23 protein-coding genes are annotated in these 22929 nt (G+C 51.3%); 19 read left to right on the top strand and 4 right to left on the bottom strand.

The window, feature by feature from the left end; genetic code table 11:
* Positions 1–9: 9 nt before the first annotated feature.
* The 3 genes from NNL21_RS15615 to NNL21_RS15605 all read left to right on the top strand — a co-directional run bounded on the left by NNL21_RS15615 (position 10) and on the right by NNL21_RS15605 (position 3899).
* Complete coding sequence (locus tag NNL21_RS15615) at positions 10–678, top strand: GNAT family N-acetyltransferase (RefSeq protein ID WP_204818194.1); 669 nt, start codon at positions 10–12, stop codon at positions 676–678.
* On the top strand, positions 678–1478 hold the full coding sequence (locus NNL21_RS15610) for an MBL fold metallo-hydrolase (protein WP_256555271.1): 801 nt from the start codon (positions 678–680) through the stop codon (positions 1476–1478). Before NNL21_RS15615 ends, NNL21_RS15610 begins: the two co-directional genes overlap by 1 nt.
* 450 nt (positions 1479–1928) lie before the next feature.
* Positions 1929–3899 (top strand): endonuclease MutS2, encoded by a 1971-nt coding sequence (locus NNL21_RS15605; protein WP_204818193.1) that lies wholly within the window; start codon positions 1929–1931, stop codon positions 3897–3899.
* Between the two features lie 45 nt (positions 3900–3944).
* On the opposite strand, the gene NNL21_RS15600 is transcribed toward NNL21_RS15605, so the two are convergent.
* Positions 3945–4586, bottom strand: a complete 642-nt coding sequence (locus NNL21_RS15600) for a thiamine diphosphokinase (protein ID WP_204818192.1) — start codon at positions 4584–4586, stop codon at positions 3945–3947.
* 297 nt (positions 4587–4883) lie between these two features.
* On the opposite strand from NNL21_RS15600, the gene NNL21_RS15595 reads away from it, so the two are divergent.
* Both NNL21_RS15595 and NNL21_RS15590 read left to right on the top strand, forming a co-directional pair.
* Complete coding sequence (locus NNL21_RS15595; protein WP_204818529.1) at positions 4884–5567, top strand: trimeric intracellular cation channel family protein; 684 nt, start codon at positions 4884–4886, stop codon at positions 5565–5567.
* Positions 5564–6058 carry a low molecular weight protein-tyrosine-phosphatase gene (locus NNL21_RS15590; protein ID WP_204818191.1) on the top strand — a complete coding sequence of 165 codons (495 nt, stop codon included), beginning with the start codon at positions 5564–5566 and terminating at the stop codon, positions 6056–6058. Before NNL21_RS15595 ends, NNL21_RS15590 begins: the two co-directional genes overlap by 4 nt.
* Positions 6059–6153: 95 nt before the next feature.
* Here NNL21_RS15590 and NNL21_RS15585 read toward each other — a convergent pair whose 3' ends face one another.
* Positions 6154–6894 carry an alpha/beta hydrolase gene (locus tag NNL21_RS15585; protein WP_204818190.1) on the bottom strand — a complete coding sequence of 247 codons (741 nt, stop codon included), beginning with the start codon at positions 6892–6894 and terminating at the stop codon, positions 6154–6156.
* Between the two features lie 282 nt (positions 6895–7176).
* Between NNL21_RS15585 and pdhA the strand changes: the two genes are divergently transcribed.
* The 11 genes from pdhA (at position 7177) to NNL21_RS15530 (ending at position 19914) form a co-directional block, all read left to right on the top strand.
* Positions 7177–8244 carry a pyruvate dehydrogenase (acetyl-transferring) E1 component subunit alpha gene (gene pdhA / locus NNL21_RS15580; RefSeq protein WP_204818189.1) on the top strand — a complete coding sequence of 356 codons (1068 nt, stop codon included), beginning with the start codon at positions 7177–7179 and terminating at the stop codon, positions 8242–8244.
* A 232-nt stretch (positions 8245–8476) separates the two neighbouring features.
* Positions 8477–9454 (top strand): alpha-ketoacid dehydrogenase subunit beta, encoded by a 978-nt coding sequence (locus NNL21_RS15575; RefSeq protein ID WP_204818188.1) that lies wholly within the window; start codon positions 8477–8479, stop codon positions 9452–9454.
* A gap of 76 nt (positions 9455–9530) precedes the next feature.
* A complete protein-coding gene (locus tag NNL21_RS15570; protein ID WP_204818187.1) occupies positions 9531–10886 on the top strand; it encodes a dihydrolipoamide acetyltransferase family protein in 1356 nt (451 codons plus the stop codon).
* A 4-nt stretch (positions 10887–10890) separates the two neighbouring features.
* A complete protein-coding gene (gene lpdA, locus NNL21_RS15565; protein WP_204818186.1) occupies positions 10891–12303 on the top strand; it encodes a dihydrolipoyl dehydrogenase in 1413 nt (470 codons plus the stop codon).
* Between the two features lie 170 nt (positions 12304–12473).
* The gene (locus NNL21_RS15560) at positions 12474–12920 is read left to right on the top strand and encodes an acyl-CoA thioesterase (protein WP_204818528.1); all 447 of its coding nucleotides are present in this window, start codon (positions 12474–12476) and stop codon (positions 12918–12920) included.
* Between the two features lie 52 nt (positions 12921–12972).
* Complete coding sequence (thyA, locus tag NNL21_RS15555) at positions 12973–13767, top strand: thymidylate synthase (protein ID WP_305880821.1); 795 nt, start codon at positions 12973–12975, stop codon at positions 13765–13767.
* A gap of 17 nt (positions 13768–13784) precedes the next feature.
* The gene (locus tag NNL21_RS15550; protein ID WP_204818184.1) at positions 13785–14285 is read left to right on the top strand and encodes a dihydrofolate reductase; all 501 of its coding nucleotides are present in this window, start codon (positions 13785–13787) and stop codon (positions 14283–14285) included.
* Positions 14286–14501: 216 nt separating this feature from the next.
* Positions 14502–15989: a glutamate synthase subunit beta gene (locus NNL21_RS15545; RefSeq protein ID WP_204818183.1), complete on the top strand. Its 1488-nt coding sequence runs from the start codon at positions 14502–14504 to the stop codon at positions 15987–15989.
* A gap of 126 nt (positions 15990–16115) precedes the next feature.
* A complete protein-coding gene (locus tag NNL21_RS15540; protein WP_204818182.1) occupies positions 16116–16439 on the top strand; it encodes a hypothetical protein in 324 nt (107 codons plus the stop codon).
* A 49-nt stretch (positions 16440–16488) separates the two neighbouring features.
* The gene (locus NNL21_RS15535; RefSeq protein ID WP_204818181.1) at positions 16489–17622 is read left to right on the top strand and encodes a glucosaminidase domain-containing protein; all 1134 of its coding nucleotides are present in this window, start codon (positions 16489–16491) and stop codon (positions 17620–17622) included.
* 12 nt (positions 17623–17634) lie between these two features.
* The gene (locus NNL21_RS15530) at positions 17635–19914 is read left to right on the top strand and encodes a DNA topoisomerase 3 (RefSeq protein WP_204818180.1); all 2280 of its coding nucleotides are present in this window, start codon (positions 17635–17637) and stop codon (positions 19912–19914) included.
* Positions 19915–19984: 70 nt separating this feature from the next.
* On the opposite strand, the gene NNL21_RS15525 is transcribed toward NNL21_RS15530, so the two are convergent.
* Complete coding sequence (locus NNL21_RS15525; RefSeq protein WP_204818179.1) at positions 19985–20722, bottom strand: HAD family hydrolase; 738 nt, start codon at positions 20720–20722, stop codon at positions 19985–19987.
* Positions 20723–20847: 125 nt separating this feature from the next.
* On the opposite strand from NNL21_RS15525, the gene NNL21_RS15520 reads away from it, so the two are divergent.
* Entirely contained in the window at positions 20848–20985 is a 138-nt protein-coding gene (locus NNL21_RS15520; protein WP_204818178.1) for a hypothetical protein, read from the top strand.
* A gap of 74 nt (positions 20986–21059) precedes the next feature.
* On the opposite strand, the gene NNL21_RS15515 is transcribed toward NNL21_RS15520, so the two are convergent.
* Positions 21060–21281, bottom strand: a complete 222-nt coding sequence (locus NNL21_RS15515; RefSeq protein ID WP_204818177.1) for a hypothetical protein — start codon at positions 21279–21281, stop codon at positions 21060–21062.
* A 149-nt stretch (positions 21282–21430) separates the two neighbouring features.
* Here NNL21_RS15515 and NNL21_RS15510 point away from each other — a divergent pair, with 149 nt between their 5' ends.
* Complete coding sequence (locus tag NNL21_RS15510; RefSeq protein ID WP_204818176.1) at positions 21431–22156, top strand: phosphonate ABC transporter ATP-binding protein; 726 nt, start codon at positions 21431–21433, stop codon at positions 22154–22156.
* A gap of 75 nt (positions 22157–22231) precedes the next feature.
* Positions 22232–22843, top strand: coding sequence for a DUF3298 and DUF4163 domain-containing protein (locus NNL21_RS15505; protein WP_204818175.1), 612 nt, complete (start codon positions 22232–22234; stop codon positions 22841–22843).
* Positions 22844–22929: the final 86 nt, after the last annotated feature.

Below are 22929 nucleotides of genomic sequence, written 5' to 3'. Positions count from 1 at the left end.
CTATCGTTCATGGAATACACGCGTATTCAATCAATTAACGATCCATTATTTGCGAAGCTGCATCAGCTGATGCAGACCGTCTTTCCGCCAGAAGAAGTGCTTGCTTATGAGAAATGGGAGGCGCCGCTACAGGATGAAGGTATCCATGTATATGCTGCCGTCCATGAAGGCGAAGTCGTTGGTGCGACTGAATACCGATATTACCCGAGTATGCTTGTCGCGATGACCGATTTCACGATAATTGGCCGTCCTGCAATGGGAATCGGACGTTTCCTCATGCGCAATCGTGAGCGCGATATTGCAAGACTAGCCGCGGCAAGCGGTACGGAGCCGATCGGCATGTTCGCAGAAATCTATAATCCCATCACGGCTGATTACCATTTCGGGGGCGTAACGCCTATGAACCCGTATGTGCGCCGCGAGGTTCTATCCCATATTGGCTATAGACGTCTTGATTTCCCTTACATACATCCATCATGGGAAGAGAACGGAGAAGCTGTGTCGGGGCTCGATTTATGTTTCCTTTCTTATGATGAGAAGCTGCCTGGATTGCCGTCGTCACTGGTTACGGCCTTCCTGACCGAATACTATTCCGCGCTTCCCAATAAACCGGACGCATGGCAGTATATGATCGACAACGTGAGTCAACAAGAAACGATTGCACTAGAGCCGTTCTGATGCCGTTAGATGAAACGATTATGACCACAACGATTACATTCTGGGGTACAGGCGATTCGATGGGCGTACCCCGCGTATACTGTGAGTGCGATGTATGTGAGGAAGCCCGCGACAGTGGATTAAACCGCCGGATGCGATCGCTGGTTCATCTGAGCGGGCCGGATCTTGGTACGATGCTGATCGATTGCGGGCCTGATTGGCGCAGCCAAATGGAAGCAGCAGGACTTCGGAGAATCGACCGGATCCTTCTGACCCATGCACACTTCGATCATATCGGCGGATTGGCGGAATGGGCGGATATGTGCCGATGGCTCGGGGTGAAAGGAGAGGCGATCGCCAAGCCGGATGTAATTGCGGACATTCAGTCGCGATTTCCTTGGCTGAGCCGGAATATTCAATTTACGCCGATCGAGGGTCCCATCACGATGGGCAGGTGGCAGATTGATTGCTGGAAAGTGAATCATGGGAAGAACGGCTATGCCTATGCGTTTCATTTCTCGAACGCTTTAACCGGCAGGTCATGGGTGTATTGCTCGGACGCGATATCGCTCACCGACGAACAATTAAAGCCGTTGTATGGCCTTAATTTATTAATTCTTGGGACGAGCTTCTACGAGGAGCCGTTCCCCATCGGAACACGTTCGGTCTATGACGTGAAGGAGGCACTGCTGCTGCTGGAGCAATTGGAGCCGGGTCAGACGGTATTCACGCATATGTCGCATGATATCGATTTGAGACGTGATTATCCGTTGCCCTCCAACGCGTGTTTTGCGGTATCCGGCATGAAGGTCATGATTTGACTCGCGATATAATGAGAAAGATATGGAGCAAGTCGCTTGACGTCCGCGATGGAAACACATATTATGTAAGTATCTGAATTGTAAGGGGAAATTTTAATGTTTGTCGGTGTTCTTAACTCGTAATTAGATATTCGATTGTGACGAATGCAGCCATGCTTGTCCCGCATCTGGGATAGGTTTATTTTATGCTATTCGTCGGGTTCGACTCTGGGTTAAGAACATGACGGTTTCCGCCTGCAGACGGCAAATCCGCGTGCTCTTCGAGCACGCTTTTTTTATGCTTCAAAACGATTATACGCGAATACTGCTCAGCCGCGCCTTCAGGGATCGCCGCCGTATTCGATGTATATATCGGTTTGTTGCGTTGCCGTACTACACAACAGGAATGGAATGCGCATGCGCTTTCCGTTCCTGTTTTTTTATTTTATGCCCTTAAGGAGGCTAACAACGATGAACGAAGCCAGCTTGAAACGATTGGAATACGACAAAATTAAAGGGAAGCTGCTTGAATTTACGGTTTCGCCCGAAGGACGAACGCTGGCAGAACGCCATAAGCCAACAACTAATGAGGCGACTGTACGCGCATTAATGAAGGAAACAGAAGAAGCGGCACAGCTGCTCGCTACCGGGGCAAGCGTGCCTTTGTCCGCCATGGAAGGCATGGAAACCTTCTTCGCTTTGTTGGGAAAAGGAAAGATATATTCCGAGCAGGATTTGGGCCATCTGAGCGCCTGGTTAGCGGCCGTTGCCCAGATGAAACGCTATATGGATGCCAAACGGCAGATCGCGCCAACGATTAGCAGCTATGCCGATTCCATGCACGATTGTCCGGAGCTTCGCAAAGAGCTGGACCGCTGTATCCGGCATGGCCAGCTAACCGATCAAGCCAGCCCGGCACTTGCTGATATCCGCAGACATCTGGCGGCAGCGGAAGATCGGATTGAGCGCAAGCTGAATCAGACGCTGGGCAAGTATAAATCAGCCCTGCAAGAGCAGTTAGTCAGCAAACGCAATGGGCATTATGTCATCCCAGTCAAACGCGAGCTGCGTAAACAGGTGCCGGGGACGGTGTGGGATGAATCGTCCAGCGGTCAGACTTTATTCGTTGAGCCGGTTGATATTGCCGGGCTGCAAGCCGAATGGCAGATGTGGAAGGCCGAGGAGGAGCGTGAACGGACTGTCATCTTGTCCGAACTTTCCGAGTATGCGGAACAATATGCCGATGGGCTCCGATGGAATGTAGAGGCGATGGCTTCATTCGACTTTATCTTCGCCCGTGCGAAGCTCTCGCGAACCTGGGATGGCATTGCGGTGACGATAACCCAGATTCCCACGATCAAGCTGGTGAATGCGAAGCATCCGCTTCTAGGGAGCGAGTGCATGCCGCTTAATGTGTCGATTGGCGGTTCATGGCGGCAGCTGATCATTACGGGTCCTAATACAGGCGGGAAAACCGTGACATTGAAGACCATCGGTTTGTTTGCGCTGATGGTTCAATCCGGACTGCTCGTGCCTGCCGGCAAGGGTACAGAACTGGGAATCTTTCATCATGTACTGGCTGATGTTGGTGACGGGCAAAGTATCGAGCAATCGCTCAGTACATTCTCTGCTCATATGGCCAGCTTGAAAGAAATGCTGGACGCAGCGAACGACCGGTCGCTGCTGCTGCTCGACGAACTGGCGGCCGGCACAGATCCAGGTGAAGGTATTGCGTTGTCCATTGCCGTATTGGAGGAGCTTCTACAGCGGGGATCGCTGGTGGCGGCAACGACGCATTTTAATGAAATTAAACGTTTTGCGGCCGAGACGGAGGGGTGTACCAATGCCCGGATGGCCTTCGATGCGGAAACATTGAAGCCTCTGTATCAGCTCGAGATCGGTGAAGCCGGGGACAGCTATGCGTTTGCCATTGCGAGAAGATTCGGTCTGCCGGAACGAGTCGTCCAACGTGCCGAGGCAAGAGCGGCAGCGTTCGGAACGAACCAGCGGCTTCAGCCCGAGTCACCTGCAATCCCCGCATGGAAGGGGGGCGGGGCGAAGCGCGCGCAAGCTAAGCCAAGTGAAGTTAAGAAGAAAGAAGCAGTCAACGAATCTGAGGATGAGGCGGGGGCTGCGGTGCAGCGGTCGTTTCAAGTCGGGGATTGCGTCTGGATTTATCCGTTGAAGCGCAGCGGAATTGTGTATAAGCCAGCCGACGAACGGGGAGAGGTCATTGTACAGGTACAGAAGCAGAAATTAAAGTTTAACCGGAAACGGCTGGCGCTGTACATTGGATCGGAGAAGCTGTACCCTGGGCAGGATTATGACCTCGACATCGTATTCGAAAGCAAACAAAATCGGAAGGCGAGAAAACAGATGGGCCGTAAATATGTTCCGGGGATTGAAATTGTTACGCCTGCAGAGGGCGACCCGGAGCGCTGATAGCGCCCGGGGTAAATTGTGATCTGGGCTCCAATGGAAATATCGTTAATCGCGGCTCTCAATGACCAGAAGCAGCCCTTCGCGGATCCGGACAACGCCCTGTGCCGCAACGATTGCATTGCTGATTCCCAGTGATTGACCGATTTCCAAGGTGGCTTCATGAAGAGGGTATTGAAAGCCTTCCAAAGTAATCCCGCGAACAACACTCGTCAGCGGGAGCAGTGAAACATATGGGAACATGCTTCGTTGAAGCACGAGTTCGTTTGCGGTCATGCGAATCGTATTATGCTCGTCCATAATAACCATGGGGACCCCATGTTCATACGCAGTGCGGAGCAGATGCACGTTAGCCAAGGAGTGATCGAAGCGCGTTCCGAGTGCACCCAGCATTACAATTTCCTTTGGTTGCATGGCAAGGGCGACCTGGAAAGCGAGTTCCGTATCCGTGTAATTCTTGTCGATCGGATCGAAATCCTGCGTCGTATGACTAGCTTCGCGGATCGCTTTCAACTGCTCCGGCGATACCGAATCAAAGTCGCCTAACGAGACGTTGGGACGCAGCCCGTTCTGCGTGAGGAACAGGGCGCCGCTATCCGCACCGATCAGAAAATCCTCATTCGTGATGATGTCCAGCGCCCATCCGCCCAATTGGCCGCCGGTAAAGATAAGAATGCGGCTTGTATTCATGAAGCAATCATTCCTTTCTGCATAGCTTACTTAGGTCAGTATACTCGGGACGACTGGGATTGACCAGTCTGTCCTTGCACGTATTCGCATAAGGAGCAGCTAGGCCGACAACTGCGGGAACGAAGGCTAGTGGAATAGGTTTTCACCGTTTCAATAAAATGCACTCTTGCGCATTTCCGCTGCTCATGTCTAAAATGAGAGAGGTTAAAACTATGGACCCGTTCGGTTACCTGCTGCGAATGGCTGCAGGGAACGGAATGAGCAGGCGGAGGCACATCAGTGAACTGGCACTTGGACATGGACGTGTTTACGGTCTTCAGCATTATTGGCACGATCGCTTTTGCAGTGAGCGGCGCTATTGTTGCGATGGAGGAAGAATACGACATTCTTGGCGTGTATGTGCTTGGCCTTGTAACTGCTTTTGGTGGAGGAGTCATACGTAACCTGCTGATCGGTGTACCCGTAACAACCCTATGGACGCAAGGTCTGCTGCTTAAGACCGCAGTCGTAGCGATGACCATAGCCTTTATTCTTCCCGTCAGATGGATCAAGTACTGGCGGCGAAGTGAGGCCTTCTTCGATGCAATTGGGTTATCGGCCTTTGCGATCCAAGGCGCGCTGTATGCAACGGGGAAGCATCCGCTTAGCGCTGTTATCGTTGCAGCGATGCTGACTGGCATTGGCGGGGGCATGATCCGCGACGTATTGGCCGGGAGAAAGCCGCTTGTGCTGCGGGATGAAATTTATGCAGTATGGGCTATGGCGGCGGGGGCAGTAATCGGACTTGGATGGTTTAAAACACCAGTGGAGCTGTTGATACTATTTGGTATCGTGATTGCGTTCAGAATGCTGTCCGTTCATTACAAATGGAGATTGCCAAGACGCTCATTGAAATATGCGCTTGCCCAATCGATCCATGCAGGAGAACAGCAGTCTGCCGCAGCAGTGGAAAGCAACGAAGAGAAAGGAGACCACTCATGATTTCGGTATTATTCGTATGTCTCGGCAACATATGCCGTTCTCCGATGGCGGAAGCGGTGTTTCGGCATCAATTGAAGTCACAGGGACTTGAGGACGTCATTAAAGTCGATTCCGCGGGAACGGGTGATTGGCATCTAGGCAAGGTGCCGCATGAAGGAACGAGGGGCTTGCTCGATCGTCACGGCATCTCATATGAAGGGATGAGAGCAAGACAAGTACGTCTGGATGATTACAGCGATTATGATTATATCGTGTGCATGGACACGAACAACGAGCGGGATGTTCGTCAAATGTTAGGCAGCCGCTGCGACGGACATGTGAAGGTGTTCAAATTTATGGATTTACTGCCTGAAAGAAAAACAGCCGATGTTCCGGATCCCTACTACACGGGCAACTTTGAGGAAGTGTACGAGCTTGTATCGGAAGGATGTGCAAAGCTGCTGGAACGTACGGTGGAGCAGCTGAAGCAGCTTAAACCGGCCGGCAGATAAGTTTTGCAATTATTGTAGTAATCTTGAATAAGAAGACCGCTGCATCCCACAGGCGAATAAAAGCCTAAGGATGAAGCGGTCTTTTGCTTGTTTCATTACACCTCTGCCTGGAAAAAGGCTTTCAGTGAAGCGGGTATATGCTTCTGCCAGAAGCCCCAGACATGCTTTCCTTCATGTTCGCCGTATTGGATGGAAGCACCTTTCTCTTCAAGCAGCTGTTTCATCGCTCTGTTCAGCTCAACGAAATTATACGTGCCAGTGTCCGTTTCGAATGCGGTCTCCTGCAGGCCGACGATCATAAACAGACTCATATAATCTGCACGGCCGCTTTGAGCGGTAATCTCCTGTGAAGCGGGGTAGAAAGCGCCGGAGAGCGAGATAATCCTGTTGAACAGATTCGGATAGCGCAGCGCAATATGGAGCGAGACCGTTCCGCCGAGCGAATCGCCTGCCAAGACACGATGCTGCACCTCGCGTCTTACCGGATAGCGGGACTCGATGTAAGGGAGAAGCTCTTCCGCGAAGAACGTAACATAGCCATCATGCCTCTCGCCGTCCGGGGCATATTCCGATGTACGCTTTTTCTTATCCACATCGACTCCGACGATAATGAAGGGTTCCATCCCCTCATCGAGAATCAGCTGATTGGCAATCGTGGCAACGCGCCCGAAATTGAAAAAATCTTCACCGTCCTGGCAGAAGAGGACGGGGTAACTGAGCACTTCATTATATCCAGGGGGCAGAAATATGCGCAGGTCACGCTCGCCTTCAGGAAGAATCTGGCTCACTACAGAATCTTTGACAATCGTACGTTTTAAATAGCGTTGATCGGTCATTCTAAATTTCTCCTCTCGGTGTTGAATGCTTTCCTCCGGATAAGGGTAAACAAAAGGAAGGAATCAACTGCCGTTATTGTCGAATCCATGTCATTGTACTATTCTGTACTAGTGAAAAAATAGTGCTGTTACATATACAATTGAGACGATAGATTCGTGAAAACTGTGAAAAATCAAAGGTTTTGACTATTTTATGCTTTGACCATTAAGGTTAAACAGGGTTATAATCATTCTATAACAGAGACACTCGCACTTTCAAATATTTAACTGAGGTGAACGTAGATGAGCAAGCTTCCTTACGAAGTACAGACAGAACCGGTTCTACCGCTTACTGTTCTGTCGGCAGAAGGTGAAGTCGTTAACCCGGATTTGATGCCGAATTTGTCGGATGAGCAACTGAAAGAATTAATGTACCGCATGGTTTTCACACGAGCTTGGGACGAACGTGCAGTCAATTTGGGACGTCAAGGCCGTCTTGGCTTCTATGCGCCGGTATCCGGACAAGAAGCTTCGATGATTGGTAGTGAGTATGCCCTAAATAAAGAAGATTTCGTATGTCCTGGTTACCGTGACATGCCTCAGCTCGTTTGGCATGGACTTCCGCTTTATCAAGCATTCCTATATTCCCGCGGCCATCAGCATGGCGGCCAAATTCCTGAAGGCGTTAATGTATTAATGCCGCAAATCATTATCGGCGCTCAAATTTTGCATGCTACCGGCGTTGCAATGGCGTTTAAGAAACGCGGAGAGAAGCGCGTCGCAATCACTTATACAGGTGACGGCGGTTCTTCCGAAGGCGATTTCTATGAAGGTATGAACTTTGCAGGTGTGTACAAACTGCCTGTTATATATGCTGTTCAGAATAACGGTTATGCCATTACGACACCATTCGAGAAGCAAACGGCAGCACTTTCGATCGCACACAAAGCGGTTGCGGCCGGCATCAAAGGTGTTCAGGTTGATGGCATGGACGTTCTAGCTGTATACAAAGCGGTATCGGATGCAGCCGAACGCGGACGCAACGGGGAAGGCGCAACGCTCATCGAGATGCTTACCTACCGTTTCCGCCCGCATTCCATGGCGGACGACGCGACTAAGTACCGGACGAAAGATGAAGAGAATGAATGGGCTCTTAAAGATCCTCTTTCCCGTTTTGGCAAGTTTATGGAGAAGAAGGGCTTGTGGACCGAGGAAGATACGGCTCGCGTAAAAGAAGAAGCAAAAGCAACGGTCAATGAGCATATCAAGAAAGCCGAAGCAACCGAAAAAATGACAATCGCGGGTCTCATCGACTCCATGTACGAAACAACGCCGCAATATCTGGAAGAGCAAAAAGAGGATTTCAAATAAATGATCCACAGCAGCCGGCGCCTGCCGAACCTTGTATGCGCTTGGCTGTTTTGTTCGCAGAGAACATGCAGCTTGACATTATTTAATTGCTGATGCTTCTGAAGTGAGTTTTTGCTCGATGGATTATTAGAAGCTTGGCTTCACAAAAACTTGGCATGTGCTTTCCGCGGCTGCTGCGTTAATGGATCGGGGAAGCATGCCTTCACAAAACTTTCAGGAGGAACCAACGAACATGGCACAGATGAATATGTTGGAAGCGATCCGCGACGCGATGCGCGTCGAATTGAAACGCGATTCGAATGTTGTCGCCTTCGGCGAAGACGTGGGGAAAGTCGGCGGTGTATTCCGCGTCACCGAAGGTCTGCAGGAGGAATTCGGCGATGATCGCGTGTTTGATACGCCGCTGGCTGAATCCGCGATAGCCGGTATGGCAGTAGGCATGGGGATTCAAGGTTTCCGCCCCATTGCCGAGATACAATTTGTAGGCTTTATCTATGAAGCGCTGGACCAAATGTTTGTTCAAGCGGCACGGATGCGTTACCGTTCCGGCGGCCGTTACAATTCACCAATCGTATTCCGCACGCCGTTCGGCGGAGGCGTTAAAGCAGCCGAGCTGCATACCGATTCACTCGAAGGGCTAGCTCTTCAAACACCGGGCATGAAGGTTATCGTGCCTTCGAACCCTTATGATGCCAAGGGCCTGATGATTTCGGCGATTCGCGACAATGATCCGGTCTTCTTCATGGAGCATCTTAATCTGTATCGCGCGTTCCGCGCAGAAGTGCCTGAAGGCGAGTACACAGTTCCGATCGGCAAGGCAAACGTCGTTCGCGAAGGCTCCGACGTGACGATCATTGCTTACGGCATGATGGTTCATACAGCGGTTAAAGCTGCTGAAGAGCTGGAGAAACAAGGCGTTCATGCCGAAGTAATCGATCTGCGCACCCTGATGCCGCTCGATATCGATACGATCGTAGCTTCCATTCAAAAAACGAATCGTGCGATCGTCGTTCAAGAGGCACAGAAGACCTCAGGTGCGGCTGCTGAGATCATTACACAAATCAATGAGAAGGCTATTCTTCATTTGGAAGCCCCTGTACTTCGTGTGGCGGGTCCGGATACGATCTATCCGTTCGCACAAATTGAGGATCAATGGCTTCCTACACCGGCCCGTATAATCGCGGCAGTAAATAAAGTAAGGGAATTTTAATTTCTAATCTGCTTGTTACGATGCGGTGCATGAGCGAACGTAGGCGTTGCTTGCGAAGAATGAGGAGGTAGCGTAGGTGGCTAAATTTGAATATAAGTTTCCGGAGCTGGGCGAGGGGCTGCATGAAGGCGAAATCGTCAAGATGCTTATCAAGCCGGGTGACAGTGTAACGGATGACGATATTATTATGGAAGTTCAGAACGATAAGGCCATTGTTGAGGTTCCTTGTCCGGTAAACGGCAAGGTGCTCGAAGTGTTCACGAAAGACGGACAAGTGTGCCATGTCGGCGATGTTGTGGCGATTATCGATGCTGAAGGCGACTTGCCGGAACAGGATACTCCTGCAGTTGATCAAACTGCAGCCGAAGAGAAGTCCGCGGCGCAAGGCGGAGCGGAGATCAAGGGCGGTGCGCCAGAGGCGAAAGCGCCGGAGAGCACACCAAGTCAATCTCCGAAGGCTGACCAGGCGAAAGCTGAAGGTCCCGTACTTGCAACGCCAAGCGTTCGCAAATACGGACGCGAGAAGGGCGTAGAGTTGGCTTCCGTGAAGGGCACAGGCAAGAACGGACGCATTACGCGTGAAGACATTGATGGGTTTGCGGCTGGCGGCGGCGCTTCTGCGGTATCGGCTGACTCGCAGCCGGAAGCGGCGGCAGAACAGAATACGGCTGCACCTGCAGAAGGCGCTGGCCAGACGAAGGCAGCAGCTGCGCCTTCAGGCTCAGCTTATCGCCCAGAAGAGCGTGTTCCGTTCAAGGGAATCCGCAAAGCCATCGCCAATGCGATGTCCAAGTCGGTTTACACGGCTCCGCATGTTACGCTTATGGATGAAGTTGACGTTACCGAGCTCGTTGCGCTGCGTGCCAAGTACAAGCCGCATGCCGAGAAGAAGGGCGTTAAGCTGACTTACCTGCCATTCATCGTGAAGGCGCTGGTTGCCGCATGCCGCCAGTTCCCGATTATGAATTCGACGCTGGACGAGGCTAATCAAGAGATCGTCTTGCGTAAATACTACAATATCGGAATCGCAACCGACACGGATAACGGCTTGATCGTACCGGTCATTGAGGATGCGGACCGCAAGAACATCTATATGGTGGCAGACAGCATCCGCGATCTTGCAGCACGCGGCCGCGAAGGCAAATTGTCCGCGAACGAGATGAGAGGCAGTACGATTTCGATTACCAATATTGGATCTGCAGGCGGCATGTTCTTCACGCCGGTCATTAATTTCCCGGAAGTGGCGATTCTTGGCACCGGACGCATTACGGAGAAGCCAATCGTCCGCAACGGAGAAATTGTCGCAGCACCTGTAATGGCATTGTCGCTCAGTTTTGACCACCGTCTCATTGACGGCGCAACGGCACAGAATTTCTTGAATCAAATCAAACAGCTGCTGGCTCAACCAGAGCTGTTCATCATGGAGGTATAACCCAATGGTAGTAGGAGATGCTTCACTGGACATTGATACTCTAGTCATTGGTGCAGGACCTGGGGGATATGTGGCGGCCATTCGTGCCGCCCAGCTCGGTCAAAATGTACTTGTCGTGGATAAACAATATGTTGGCGGCGTATGCTTGAATGTAGGCTGCATTCCTTCCAAAGCGTTAATCTCGGCTTCTCATCAATATGAGTCGATTAGCCATGCGGATTCCTTCGGAATCACGGCTTCCGATGTGAAAGTGGATTGGAACAAAGTGCAGGACTTCAAGAACGGTGTTGTTAAGAAGCTGACAGGCGGCGTAGCTTCACTGCTCAAGGCGAACAAGATCCAATATTTCAACGGCGAAGTCATGTTCATTAACGAGAACGAAGCTCGCGTATTCAATGAACAGGAAGCGCCGCGTTACCGCTTCAAGAACTGTATTATTGCGACGGGCTCCCGTCCAATCGAGCTGAAAGCATTCCCTTACGGCGGCCGAATCGTATCTTCGACAGAAGCGCTGTCCATTCCAGAAATTCCGAAGAGCCTGGTCGTGATCGGCGGCGGTTACATCGGCGTAGAGTTGGGTCAAATGTATGCACGCTTCGGTACGAAGGTAACCGTAATCGAGGGTTCGGATGCTATCCTTCCAGGATTCGACACCGATATGTCCTCACTCGTTGCGAAGAAGCTCAAAGGCGCGGGCGCTGAGATCGTAACCGGCGCGCAAGCAAAGAGTGCGGAGCAAACGGACAAGGACGTAACGGTCACTTACACCGTCAAAGGCGAAGACAAGCAAGTGACGGCTGACTACCTGCTTGTAACAGTCGGGCGCCGTCCGAATACGGATGGCGAGCTGGGTCTTGATCTGATCAATGTAAAAATGACCGATCGCGGCATGATCGAGGTTAACGAACAATGCCAGACGAGCGTTCCGCACATCTATGCGATCGGCGACATCATCGCAGGACCTGCACTTGCTCACAAAGCGATGTACGAAGGCCGCGTAGCTGCAGAAGCTATTGCGGGACAACCGAGCACAATCGATTACAAGTGCATTCCGCTCGTTGTTTTCTCCGATCCTGAGCTGTCGAGTGTCGGTTACACCGAGAAGGAAGCGAAGGAGCAAGGCCATAACGTTAAGGTTGGCAAGTTCCCGTTCAACATTAACGGTCGCGCCCTATCGTTAGGCGTCAAAGAAGGCTTCGTTAAGCTTATTGCTGATGCGGACTCCGGTCTGGTGCTTGGCGCGCAAATCGCCGGCATTGAGGCTTCCAACATGATTGCCGAGCTTGGTCTCGCAATCGAAATGGGAGCGACGCTTGAAGATCTCGCATTAACGATTCACGCACATCCAACACTGGGTGAAATCGTATTGGATGCGGCCGAGATGGCGCTTGGACACCCGATTCACGCCATTAAGTAAGAAGCTAGCACACAGACTTTCAGTCAGAGGTCACGACGCTGCATAAGCGCTCGGGCCTCTTTTCACATTCAGAAGTTGAATTGGACAGCTTTCGTATATTAATGTGACAGAGGGAGAGGGGGCTAATGATTTGACTAGTTGCGAAACCGGCAAGTGAATCGCGGACGGTGATGACACAGTTGATTTTCCCCGAGGATGCCAATATCCATGGAACGATGTTCGGTGGCAAGGTCATGGAGTATATGGATAAGACAGCGGCAATCTCCAGCATGAGGCATGCCAGAATTCCAGTGGTAACGGCTTCTACGGACAGCATTGATTTTATCGGGCCGATTCGTGTTGGTGATGCCATTGAGATCGTCTCATTCGTAACATGGACGCACAACAGCTCCATGGAGGTCTATGTGAAGGTACAGTCGGAGAACGTATACTCGGGGGAGAAGACAACAGTGGTAACGGCCTTCTTCACTTTCGTGGGATTGGATCCCTCTGGAAAGCCGACCAGAGTCCCTCCAGTTATGCCGGAAACGGATGAGGAAAAGTCGCTCCATGCCTCGGCCCCAAGCCGTTATGAGCAGCGCAGACAGCGAAAACGGGACAGACAGAACAACGCATAAATGATATGATAGTATGTACGGATTTAAGCTTTCTAGAGAGGGGCAATTGTGGTTGAAAGCGTATTTGGACCTGTTACAAGACGTACTAGACAATGGAGCGGAGAAAGAAGACCGGACAGGAACGGGTACGTTGTCGGTCTTCGGTCGTCAGCTCCGATTTGATTTAAATAACGGCTTTCCGCTTGTGACAACGAAGCGGGTTCATGTGAAATCGATCATTCACGAGCTGCTATGGTTCCTGAAAGGCGATACCAATGTAGGCTATTTGCAGGATAATGGCGTGCGCATCTGGAATGAATGGGCAGATGAGAACGGTGATCTGGGGCCTGTCTATGGCTCGCAATGGCGGGCATGGGAAGCGCCGGATGGCCGCAAGATCGATCAGATCGCCGAGGTTGTCGCTTCCATTAAGCGCAATCCCGATTCGCGCCGCCATATCGTCAGTGCTTGGAATGTGGCGGAGATTAACAATATGAAGCTGCCTCCGTGCCACTTTGTATTTCAATTCTATGTAGCAGACGGCAAGCTTTCCTGCATGATGACGATGCGTTCCTCCGATACTTTCCTTGGTCTGCCGTTTAATATAGCGCAGTATGCCATTCTGACTCATATGATTGCCCAGCAATGCGACCTCGGAGTGGGAGAGTTTATTTATTCCGGCGGCGATGTGCATATCTACAGCAACCACATCGAGCAAGTGAAGCTGCAATTGGCACGTGAGCCTTATCCGCTTCCGCAGCTTATCATCAAGCGAAAGCCGGATTCGATATTTGATTATGTGTACGAGGACTTTGAAATCGTCAATTATCAGCATCATCCCACGATCAAAGCAGATGTCGCGATATAGAGAGGAGAATGCGGTATATGTCCATAACGTTAATCGCCGCGATGGCCAGCAATCGGGCTATTGGACAAGATAACAAGCTGCTGTGGCGTCTACCGTCGGAGATGGCCCATTTTCGCCGATCCACTACGGGAAAGACCGTACTGATGGGACGAAAAACCTTCGAATCGCTTGGCCGTCCGCTTCCTAATCGCCTTAATGTAATCCTTACCCATGATCAGAATTTTGTATCTGAAGGCTGTGAAAGTGTTCATTCGGTGGATGAAGCGCTTCGGAGATACAACAATGAGGAAGACGAGCTGATGGTGATCGGGGGCGCGGAGATCTACAGCCAATTCCTTCCTTATGCTGATAAGCTGCTGCTTACCGAGGTAGAGGCCGAGATCGCAGGTGATGCTTTCTTCCCGGCTGTGCCGGAATCGGAATGGTCCATTGAAGGCAGCGAGCCTCACGTTGCCGATGAGAAGCATGCTTACAATTTTTGCATTCGAACGTACAGGCGAACAGCGCCAAATCACTAAGGATGCGAGCCGGAATTGAAAACTCTGTAGGTCATTAAGTGCAAATGATTATACGGAAAATCCATTTATCGAATCGGGCTGAATTGCTACGATATTGTATACGAGATATACTTGGAAGCAGTCATTATCTTGATAATTGAATGGATTCCCGTTATCGTATCTTATAGAGTAATTGCACGAGGTTAACCGGGGAAACTGGATGGAGGATAAGCGATCATGTCTACACCTACTGGATTTATGGACTACAGACGCGAATTGCCCGCTGACCGCGATCCGCTGGAGCGGGTTAAGGATTGGGAAGAATTTCATAAGCATTTCAGCGAGGATCAACTGCGTACTCAAGGCGCACGCTGCATGGATTGCGGCACGCCCTATTGTCATACAGGCATCGAGCTTCCCGGAGGCACATCTGGCTGCCCGGTCAACAATTTGATCCCGGAATGGAACAATTTGATTTACCGCGGCTTATGGCGCGATGCATTAGACCGTTTACACAAAACAAATAACTTTCCTGAGTTTACGGGACGAGTATGTCCGGCGCCTTGCGAGGGCTCATGTACAGTGGGGCTGATTGGTGACGCCGTCACGATTAAAACCATCGAACAAGCTATTATTGACAAAGGCTTCGACGAAGGCTGGGTTGTCCCTCAACCACCACAGGTTCGCACGGGCAAGCGTGTAGCAGTCGTCGGCTCCGGACCGGCAGGACTCGCTTGCGCGGCACAGCTGAACAAAGCAGGACATCACGTAACGGTGTATGAACGCGCTGACCGAATCGGCGGGTTGTTGACGTATGGGATTCCTGCCATGAAGCTGGACAAGAAAGTCGTTCAGCGCCGTGTTGATTTGCTCGAAGCGGAAGGCATTGAATTTGTGACGAATACCGAGATCGGTAAAGATATAAAGGCCGAGCAGCTTGTGAGCGACTTTGATGCGGTCGTACTCTGCGGAGGCGCGACAAAAGCGCGTGAAGTAGAGATTGAAGGCCGTCAGTTGAATGGGATTCATCTGGCAATGGATTACTTGAACGGCTCGATTAAGAGCTACCTGGATTCGAACATGACGGATGGGAATTACATCTCGGCTAAAGACAAAAACGTGATCGTAATCGGCGGCGGAGATACCGGGACTGACTGTGTGGCTACAGCACTTCGTCACGGCTGCAAGTCGATCACGCAGTTCGGAACCCATGCAAAAGCTCCATTGGAGCGTGACATGGTGAACAACCCTTGGCCGCAATTCCCGAATGTGTACACGCTTGACTATGCCCAAGAAGAAGCGCGTGCCATCTACGGTGAAGATCCTCGAGCATTCTCCGTCCTGACGAAGAAATTCGTTGGCGATGAGAACGGCAACGTGAAAGAGCTGCACACCGTACAAATCGAACGGACCGTTGACGAGACGGGTCGCAAAATCTACAAAGAGATTCCAGGCACCGAGAAAGTCTGGCCGGCCGATATCGTGATGATCGCCGTCGGATTCGAAGGACCGGAGAAATTGCTGATCGATCAGCTTGGATTGGAACAGGATCGTCGTTCCAACGTGAAAGCTGCGTATGGCAAATACACGACCAGCCTCGATAAAGTATTCGCTGCAGGCGATATGCGCCGCGGACAAAGCCTGGTTGTATGGGCGATTAACGAAGGCCGCGAAGCTGCGCGTGAAGTGGACCGTTATTTAGTGGGATCAACCATGCTGCCATAACCGGCAAATTGCGTTATACTATAGAAAGAACGAGAAGCGCCTTCGGGCGCTTTTTGTATGAGCATTCAAGAGGGTCAGTCATACGGCTCATACAAAGATAACGGAATAAAGGGGAGTTATCCTGGCATGATTCAATACGGATCGGATCGCGTCTATGAATTGAAATTTAATGCGTTCTACCCTAGGCTGGAGCGGCGCAATGATCAGTGGGTGGATATTGACTTGAAGCTGGCGCTGGCTCCAGATACACCGGCACCTGCCGATACAACGGATTTGACCGCGCTAGTCATCTGTACGGTGGGTGGGATTATTGCACAAATCGTTCCGCTCGATGAAGGCTGCGACTGTGAATTTCAATTCACAGCCGATGAGAAGGCGCAAATTGCGGCTTATATCGAGAGTGCGAAGATTCAAGCCGCCATCGCCAAACTGTCCTTACCGGCCGGATAAAAGATGTGGTAAAATAAGCATACCTTGATCAGGGTTGGAGGGCTTATCGATGCGGAGTGAAAGCGCCCTTGTACTGACGCCGACCGATATTCACAACATCCGCCGTTATGTTCAGCAGAAATATGCCGATCTGCCGAAGGAGCGGCATGCCGAGATCATAGACGATGCGATGAGACGAATCGTTCTCAAGCAGATCCCGGAATTTCCATCAGAGGTCAAGCATGCGCTGACCGGTAAGCTGCTGCAAGAAGTCGTTCATATGCAGCAGCGTGCCGTAGGGAATGATCATATTTTCGCAGCATGTCTGACTTTGGATTTGACGGACTCTGGACTGTCTGAACCGCTCCATTCATGGACCGAACAACGGCTGCAGAGCAGCATCGCAGCAAGACGGTTTCATGAGCTCGTTCAAGAAGCGCTAACGAGCGCCGATGCGGGCGACTGTATGGATTCAGAAAAGATATGGAATGCTTTTCGCAGCCGTATTCGAAGCGATGCTCCTGTCGGACTAGCAGCTGAAGAGGAGCCAATGGGCAAGCTCGCTGATATTGTTCCGCTTCCGGTCATGCGCAGTCTCAGGCTGAGGCCGATCGGGTATGCGCTGCTGTCCTCGCTTCTCGTTCTGGGTATGCTTGTGTATGCATGGACGATTTACCGTCCAACTGCGCCAGCTAAGCCGCCGTCGTCAGCTGTCTTGAACCCGCCTGCCGCGCCGCTGCCTGCTAAGCCGGAGGATGGGCTTCCGCTCGAGCTGCGCTATCAGGATGTCAACCGCCATAAGCTCGCTGACTACCTGAAGGCGAAGAACTCCTTGCTCGTTGAACATTCCTATATGGAAACGATTATTTCGGTGGCAAAGAAATATGATATTCATCCGCTTCTATTATTTGCCATTACCGGGCAGGAGCAAGGCTTCATACCTAAAGACCAAAAACAAGCAAAGAAAATCGTCAACAACCCGTTTAACGTTTATAACAGCTGGCGCAAATACAACACAACATTAGAGGAGTCGGCCAGCATTGCGGCTCGTACGGTCAATCGTTTGAGTAAGGCGCGACCCGCGGATATGAATCCGTTCACGTGGATTAACCGGGAGTATGCCGAGGATCCGAACTGGTGGAAGGGTGTTAGCAGTCTATTCACCACAATGAAGCGCCAAGTTGGGACAAGCGCAGAACAGTAAAGAGGCGATTCGTTGAAAACATTAATCATTGCAGAGAAACCGGATATGGGTCGCACGATCGCGGCAGTTATCGATCCGAAGGCGCAGAACAAACGCAGCTACCTCGAAGGGGAGCGGCATATTATAACCTGGGCGATTGGCCATCTGGTCAGTCTGGCTGAGCCCGATCAATACGACGCCAAGTACAAACGTTGGAATGAATCCGATCTGCCCATCATTCCAGAGCAGTTCAAGCTTTGGCCGAATCCGCGGACGAAGGATCAGCTGAAGACCATCGGAGAGCTGGCCAAGCGCTGTAACCGCCTCGTCAATGCATGCGATGCCGGGCGCGAAGGGCAGCTTATTTTTCATCTCATCCGCCAATATTTGAAGCTGGCACAACCCGTCGATCGGCTCTGGATTTCGGATTTAACTCCCGAGACGATTCGGCGGGGGTTCGATACGCTGCGCAGCGATGGGGATTATGACCCGCTGACAAGGGCGGCTCGTGCGCGCAGCGAAGCGGATTGGCTTGTCGGGATGAATGCCTCGCGTGCATTCACGATCCGCCATCGGACGCTGCTGTCGGTCGGCCGCGTACAGACTCCGGTTTTGGCGCTGCTCTATGACCGCCATAAAGAGATTACGGCATTTAACAGTGAAACCTATTTTATCGTACAAGCCCAATTCGCACAGCATGACTTCAGCTATAAGGGAGTTTGGCAGGGCGATCGCATCACGGATCGGGAGAAAGCGGATGTCTTAGCCAATAAGGTGAAGGGCAAGCCCGGCCGAATCATCAGCTATGAGACGAATGAAACGAAGGAGTATCCGTATCGGCTGTACGATTTGACGCTTCTGCAGCGTGAAGCGAACGGGAAGTTCGGTTTTCCGGCGAAGAAGACGCTTGATATTGCGCAATCGCTGTATGAGAAGCATAAAGTGATTACCTATCCGCGTACCAGTTCGAACTACGTCACCGAAGAGACGATTCCCGTGATGGGTAATGTCTTAAACATGCTGAAGCAAACCTCATACGGCGAGCTGGCAGCAGGAGCGGACCGCAGCCGGGTGCACAAAGGGAATAAGGCCGTGTGCAATCCGGCTAAAGTCGAGGATCACCACGCCATTCTGCCGACGCCGAAGCGTCCAGGCTCCTTAAGCTCGGATGAGCAGGCACTCTACGATATGATCGTGCGCCGGTTCCTGTCGCATTATTATCCTCCAGCTGTGTATAACAATCACGAAGTCATGACGGAGGTAGAGCAGGAGGTCTTCCGTACACGGGCGAAGGAGCAATTGGATCCGGGCTGGCGTGTCGTGTTAAGCGGAGATGATTCCGAACCGGCGAAATCGAAGAGCCGTAAGAAGAAGGGGGAAGAGCAAGCCGATGAGCAGGAGGACGAGCTAGAGCTAACCGATCGTCCCTTCTCCGTCGATGCTTCCCAGCCAGTGCACTGTGAGAACGCCCAGGCCATCGAGAAGGCCACGACACCGCCTAAGCCTTATACGGAAGGCACGCTGCTTAAGGCGATGGAGGGGGCCGGCAAGTCGATCGAAGATGATGATCTTCGAGAAGCGATGAAGCAGACCGGTCTGGGTACACCCGCGACCAGGGCAGCGACCATCGAGCGATTGAAGCAGGTCGGTTATATTAAACCGACAGGCAAACGGCTGGAAGTGACGACGAAAGGGTGCGCGGCCATCGAGCTGATCCGCGGGGCAGGGGTCGATCTATTGGCTTCGCCCGAGATGACCGGACGATGGGAGCAGAGGCTGCATCAAATCTCCAAGGGCGAAGCATCCGATGAGCAATTCATGCTCAAGGTCAAGCAGTTTGCTGAGATGATCGTCGGCAAAGTGAAGCTGCAGCGCCCAGCGGAAGCCAGTTTATTCGGAGATGCCGAGGAGCAGAAGAGGAAGGGCGGCAAGGGTGCCGGCACCACGAAGCGTCCTAGCGCGAAACGCGAGAGCAGTCCTGCCCGCTCCCCTAAAGCGGCGGCTCCTAAGTCTGCAGATCATTCGGGCACGCCAGCCGTCATCGCAGCTTGTCCTCGCCCTGGATGCGGAGGTACGCTGATTGAAGGCAAGAGGGGCTTCGGCTGTATCCGGTTCAAGGAAGGCTGCTCATTCGTCATCTGGAAAGAGCAGAACAGCCGAACAATAACCGCTGCGATGGCCAAAGCGTTAGCCACAAGCGGAGTTACGCGTAAGCAGTCCTATAAGACGAAGGACGGTCATACGCTCTCGGGCAAATGGAAGCTGACTGATCCTGTCAAGGGAACGATTGAATTTAACGAAATGAATGAATAGAGCTTAATATCCGAATAAGGCTTGATCCGCTTATACAATGCGGATCAAGCCTTATTCGGTGTGGATATAGCTAAGAACGTTCTTTCAAGTAATCGTGGATGGTCTTCGGCACGTCGCCAAGCTGATCCAAGGTGAAGAAGGCGCCTTTGGGGATGACATCGATCCCTGTGATGTTGTAGATCCATTCGGCGTCACTCTTCATATGAATGGCATGGATGCCCGCCGTTAAAGCAGGGACAACGTCCGTCCGGATGGAGTTGCCGATCATCCAAGTGGAATTACGGTCAAACCCGCCTGACGCCAGAATGGTTTCCATCGCCTCAATATTCTTGTGAGAACGGACATAAATACGCGATCCGAAATACTGTTCGAGGTTCATCTGTTTAATCTTGCGTTCTTGTATGAGCAGCTCGCCGCCGGTGTAGAGATGAAGCTCGTGACCGTGACTAGCAAGCTTATCCAACGTTTCTTCCATCATCGGGTAGGGCTCCACTTGATGCTCATATACGCTTCTGCCAAGCTTCCACAAATAATCTTCTTCCAGAACGGAGCGGGCACGATCATACATGGAGGAGAAATGCCTGTATGTCGTTACGAATGATTGAGGGAAGTGCTCGCTCTTGAAACCGTCCGCATGGATGCCTGCGAGATCGATCTCTGTCTGTTTGTCGCGAATGGCGCTCCCGCTAAGACCGTAACCCTGGAACCAAGCGATCATCGACTCAACGAATTGATCGACAACCGAATAGAAATATTTGTTACAGTAGATGAGGGTATCGTCCAAATCAAATAGTATGCTCTGCTTCATCAGGGGTATAGCTCCTTTATGCTTGTGATTCCGCTGTCTTCTCAATCTACAGCATACGTTAGCCTCCGTCAAATCGAATAATGTCGGGCATCCCAACAAATAATGTAATCGGAGGTGAGTCTGCTATGCCTTGGAATAAGAGCGAGAAGAAAGAAAATCGGGGAACCGAGTCCAGTATCAAGGAGCCTGCAATAACATTAACGCCAGAGAACACCGCAAACCGTCCGCCGAGTCTTAATGGCATTAACAAGCAGCAGTCCTAAGACAAGGGCGGGAGACGTAACAAGCATAAGCGCGCGTCGTCCGGAATACGGAACAACGCGCGCTATGTGTTAGGTTAAGCATATTTATCCAACTTATCGTGAAGATCCTGTTTAATAAAGGCAATACGTCTGCGAACGTAGAAATCATAGCTTTCCCCTTTCAGTTCCTTGGGGGTAATCACCTCCTCCGCCGTGTTGTCGATAATCGTGAGTTTTCCGTCCGAATAAAACTTAAACGTCAAATCCCGGAACGGGCGATGCCGTTCAATAAATCGATAGTTTTCACAGTTGCGCAAGATGATTAGCCTCCTTCGAAAAAAAAGGAATATAGAACAGGTGTTCTTATAATTATTATACCAAACATTTGTTCGGATGGAAACTATTATTTGTTTCCCTTAAACTAGATTGATAGACTGCCATTTCCGAAGGATAAAGGAGCGCCTACATGATTAGAGTGTCCGAATTATCAATGCAAATACCCGGCGGCCCGCGTGTACTGTCGGGAATCAGCCTTGACATCCAGCCAGGTGAATTTATTGCGGTAAAAGGGGCAAGCGGCAGCGGCAAATCAATGCTGCTTCGCTGTCTCGCTTTGCGGGAGAAGTGGAGCGGTGGACAATATATTGTAGATGATGTGGACATCTTCAAGAGAGGCTTTGCGGGCAAGATGAAAATTCGCCGCGAAATGGCTTATCTGGAGGAGAAACCGTCACTCATTCCGAACCGTACCGCATTGAAAAACGTATTGATTGGAGCAGCTTACCAAACCCCAATGTGGCGAAGAGTAACGGGTATGGTGCGCAGTGATGATTATATGGGCGCGATGGATATGGTTGAGAAGGTAGGACTGCTGGAGAAGGCCCATCAGAAGGCGGACAAGCTAAGCGGCGGGGAGAAGCAGCGGATCGCGATCGCCAGAGCGCTTGTTCATGGCGCGAAAACCCTATTAGCCGACGAACCGGTGTCCGGTCTTGACCCGCATGCCGCGGAGCAGGTTCTATCCGATCTGAAGCGGATGTGCGAATTGCAGGGCATATCCGTCATTGCTGTCATGCATCAAGGGGATTGGGCCGAGCGCTTCGCCGACCGTATCATCGGTTTGAATAATGGTCAGCTTGTCCTTGATATCAAGGGCAGACGGATGACCGAGAGGGAGAAAATGCTGCTGTAAGCGGTTTAGCGTGTCATTCATGTTGACAGCAGGCATACAATGGAACATCAACCTAAATAGGCAGGTGTCCGTTCTATGGCATTCCAATTCCCGGCGATTGTCCACCCCTCCCGCGTTACGTTTCCGAAAGCGGAGCTGTGGCTCCCCATCGTAAGCGGTCTGCACAACACGGCGGCCCAGAACGCTATCAATGAAATGATTCGGCAAACGGCAGGTCAGCTTGTCACGGATCAAGGATCGTTGGATGATCCGAGATCGGAGATGCAAGGTTATTTTGAAATCAAAAACAATCAGAAGAACGTGCTCAGCCTCTCTCTCTTTAATTATGCCTATACCGGCGGGGCTCACGGCCTTACACTTCAACAATCGCTTACTTTCGATATTGGAAGCGGTAAATCCTACACGCTTGCCGAGCTGTTTAAGCCAGGAAGTCCTTATATCAGCAGATTATCGGATTTAATCAAAGAGCAGATCGAATCGCGTCAGATCGCAACGCTTGATCCGTTTACTGCCATTCGTCAAGATCAGCCTTTTTACATCGCTGACCGCTCCCTTGTCATTTATTTTGCCCTGTATGAATTGACTCCTTATGCATTCGGATTTCCGTATTTTCCGATCTCGGTCTTCGACCTGACGGATATCATCAATCCTAACGGTCCATTAGCCCCGATGACCGTCAACAATTAATCAGGGCTCGAAATTGTTAGGCAGAAGGATGTCATGATGCAGGCGTTGAAGCAAGGGGAGTAACCTTAGTTAGAGGAGCCCTCTAC

This window comes from Paenibacillus mendelii (assembly GCF_024498075.1).
In the GTDB taxonomy this organism is placed as follows: Bacteria; Bacillota; Bacilli; order Paenibacillales; family Paenibacillaceae; genus Paenibacillus_Z; species Paenibacillus_Z mendelii.
The sequence above is the reverse complement of the archived record's forward strand: the minus strand, read 5'-3'. Positions and strand labels throughout refer to the sequence as shown.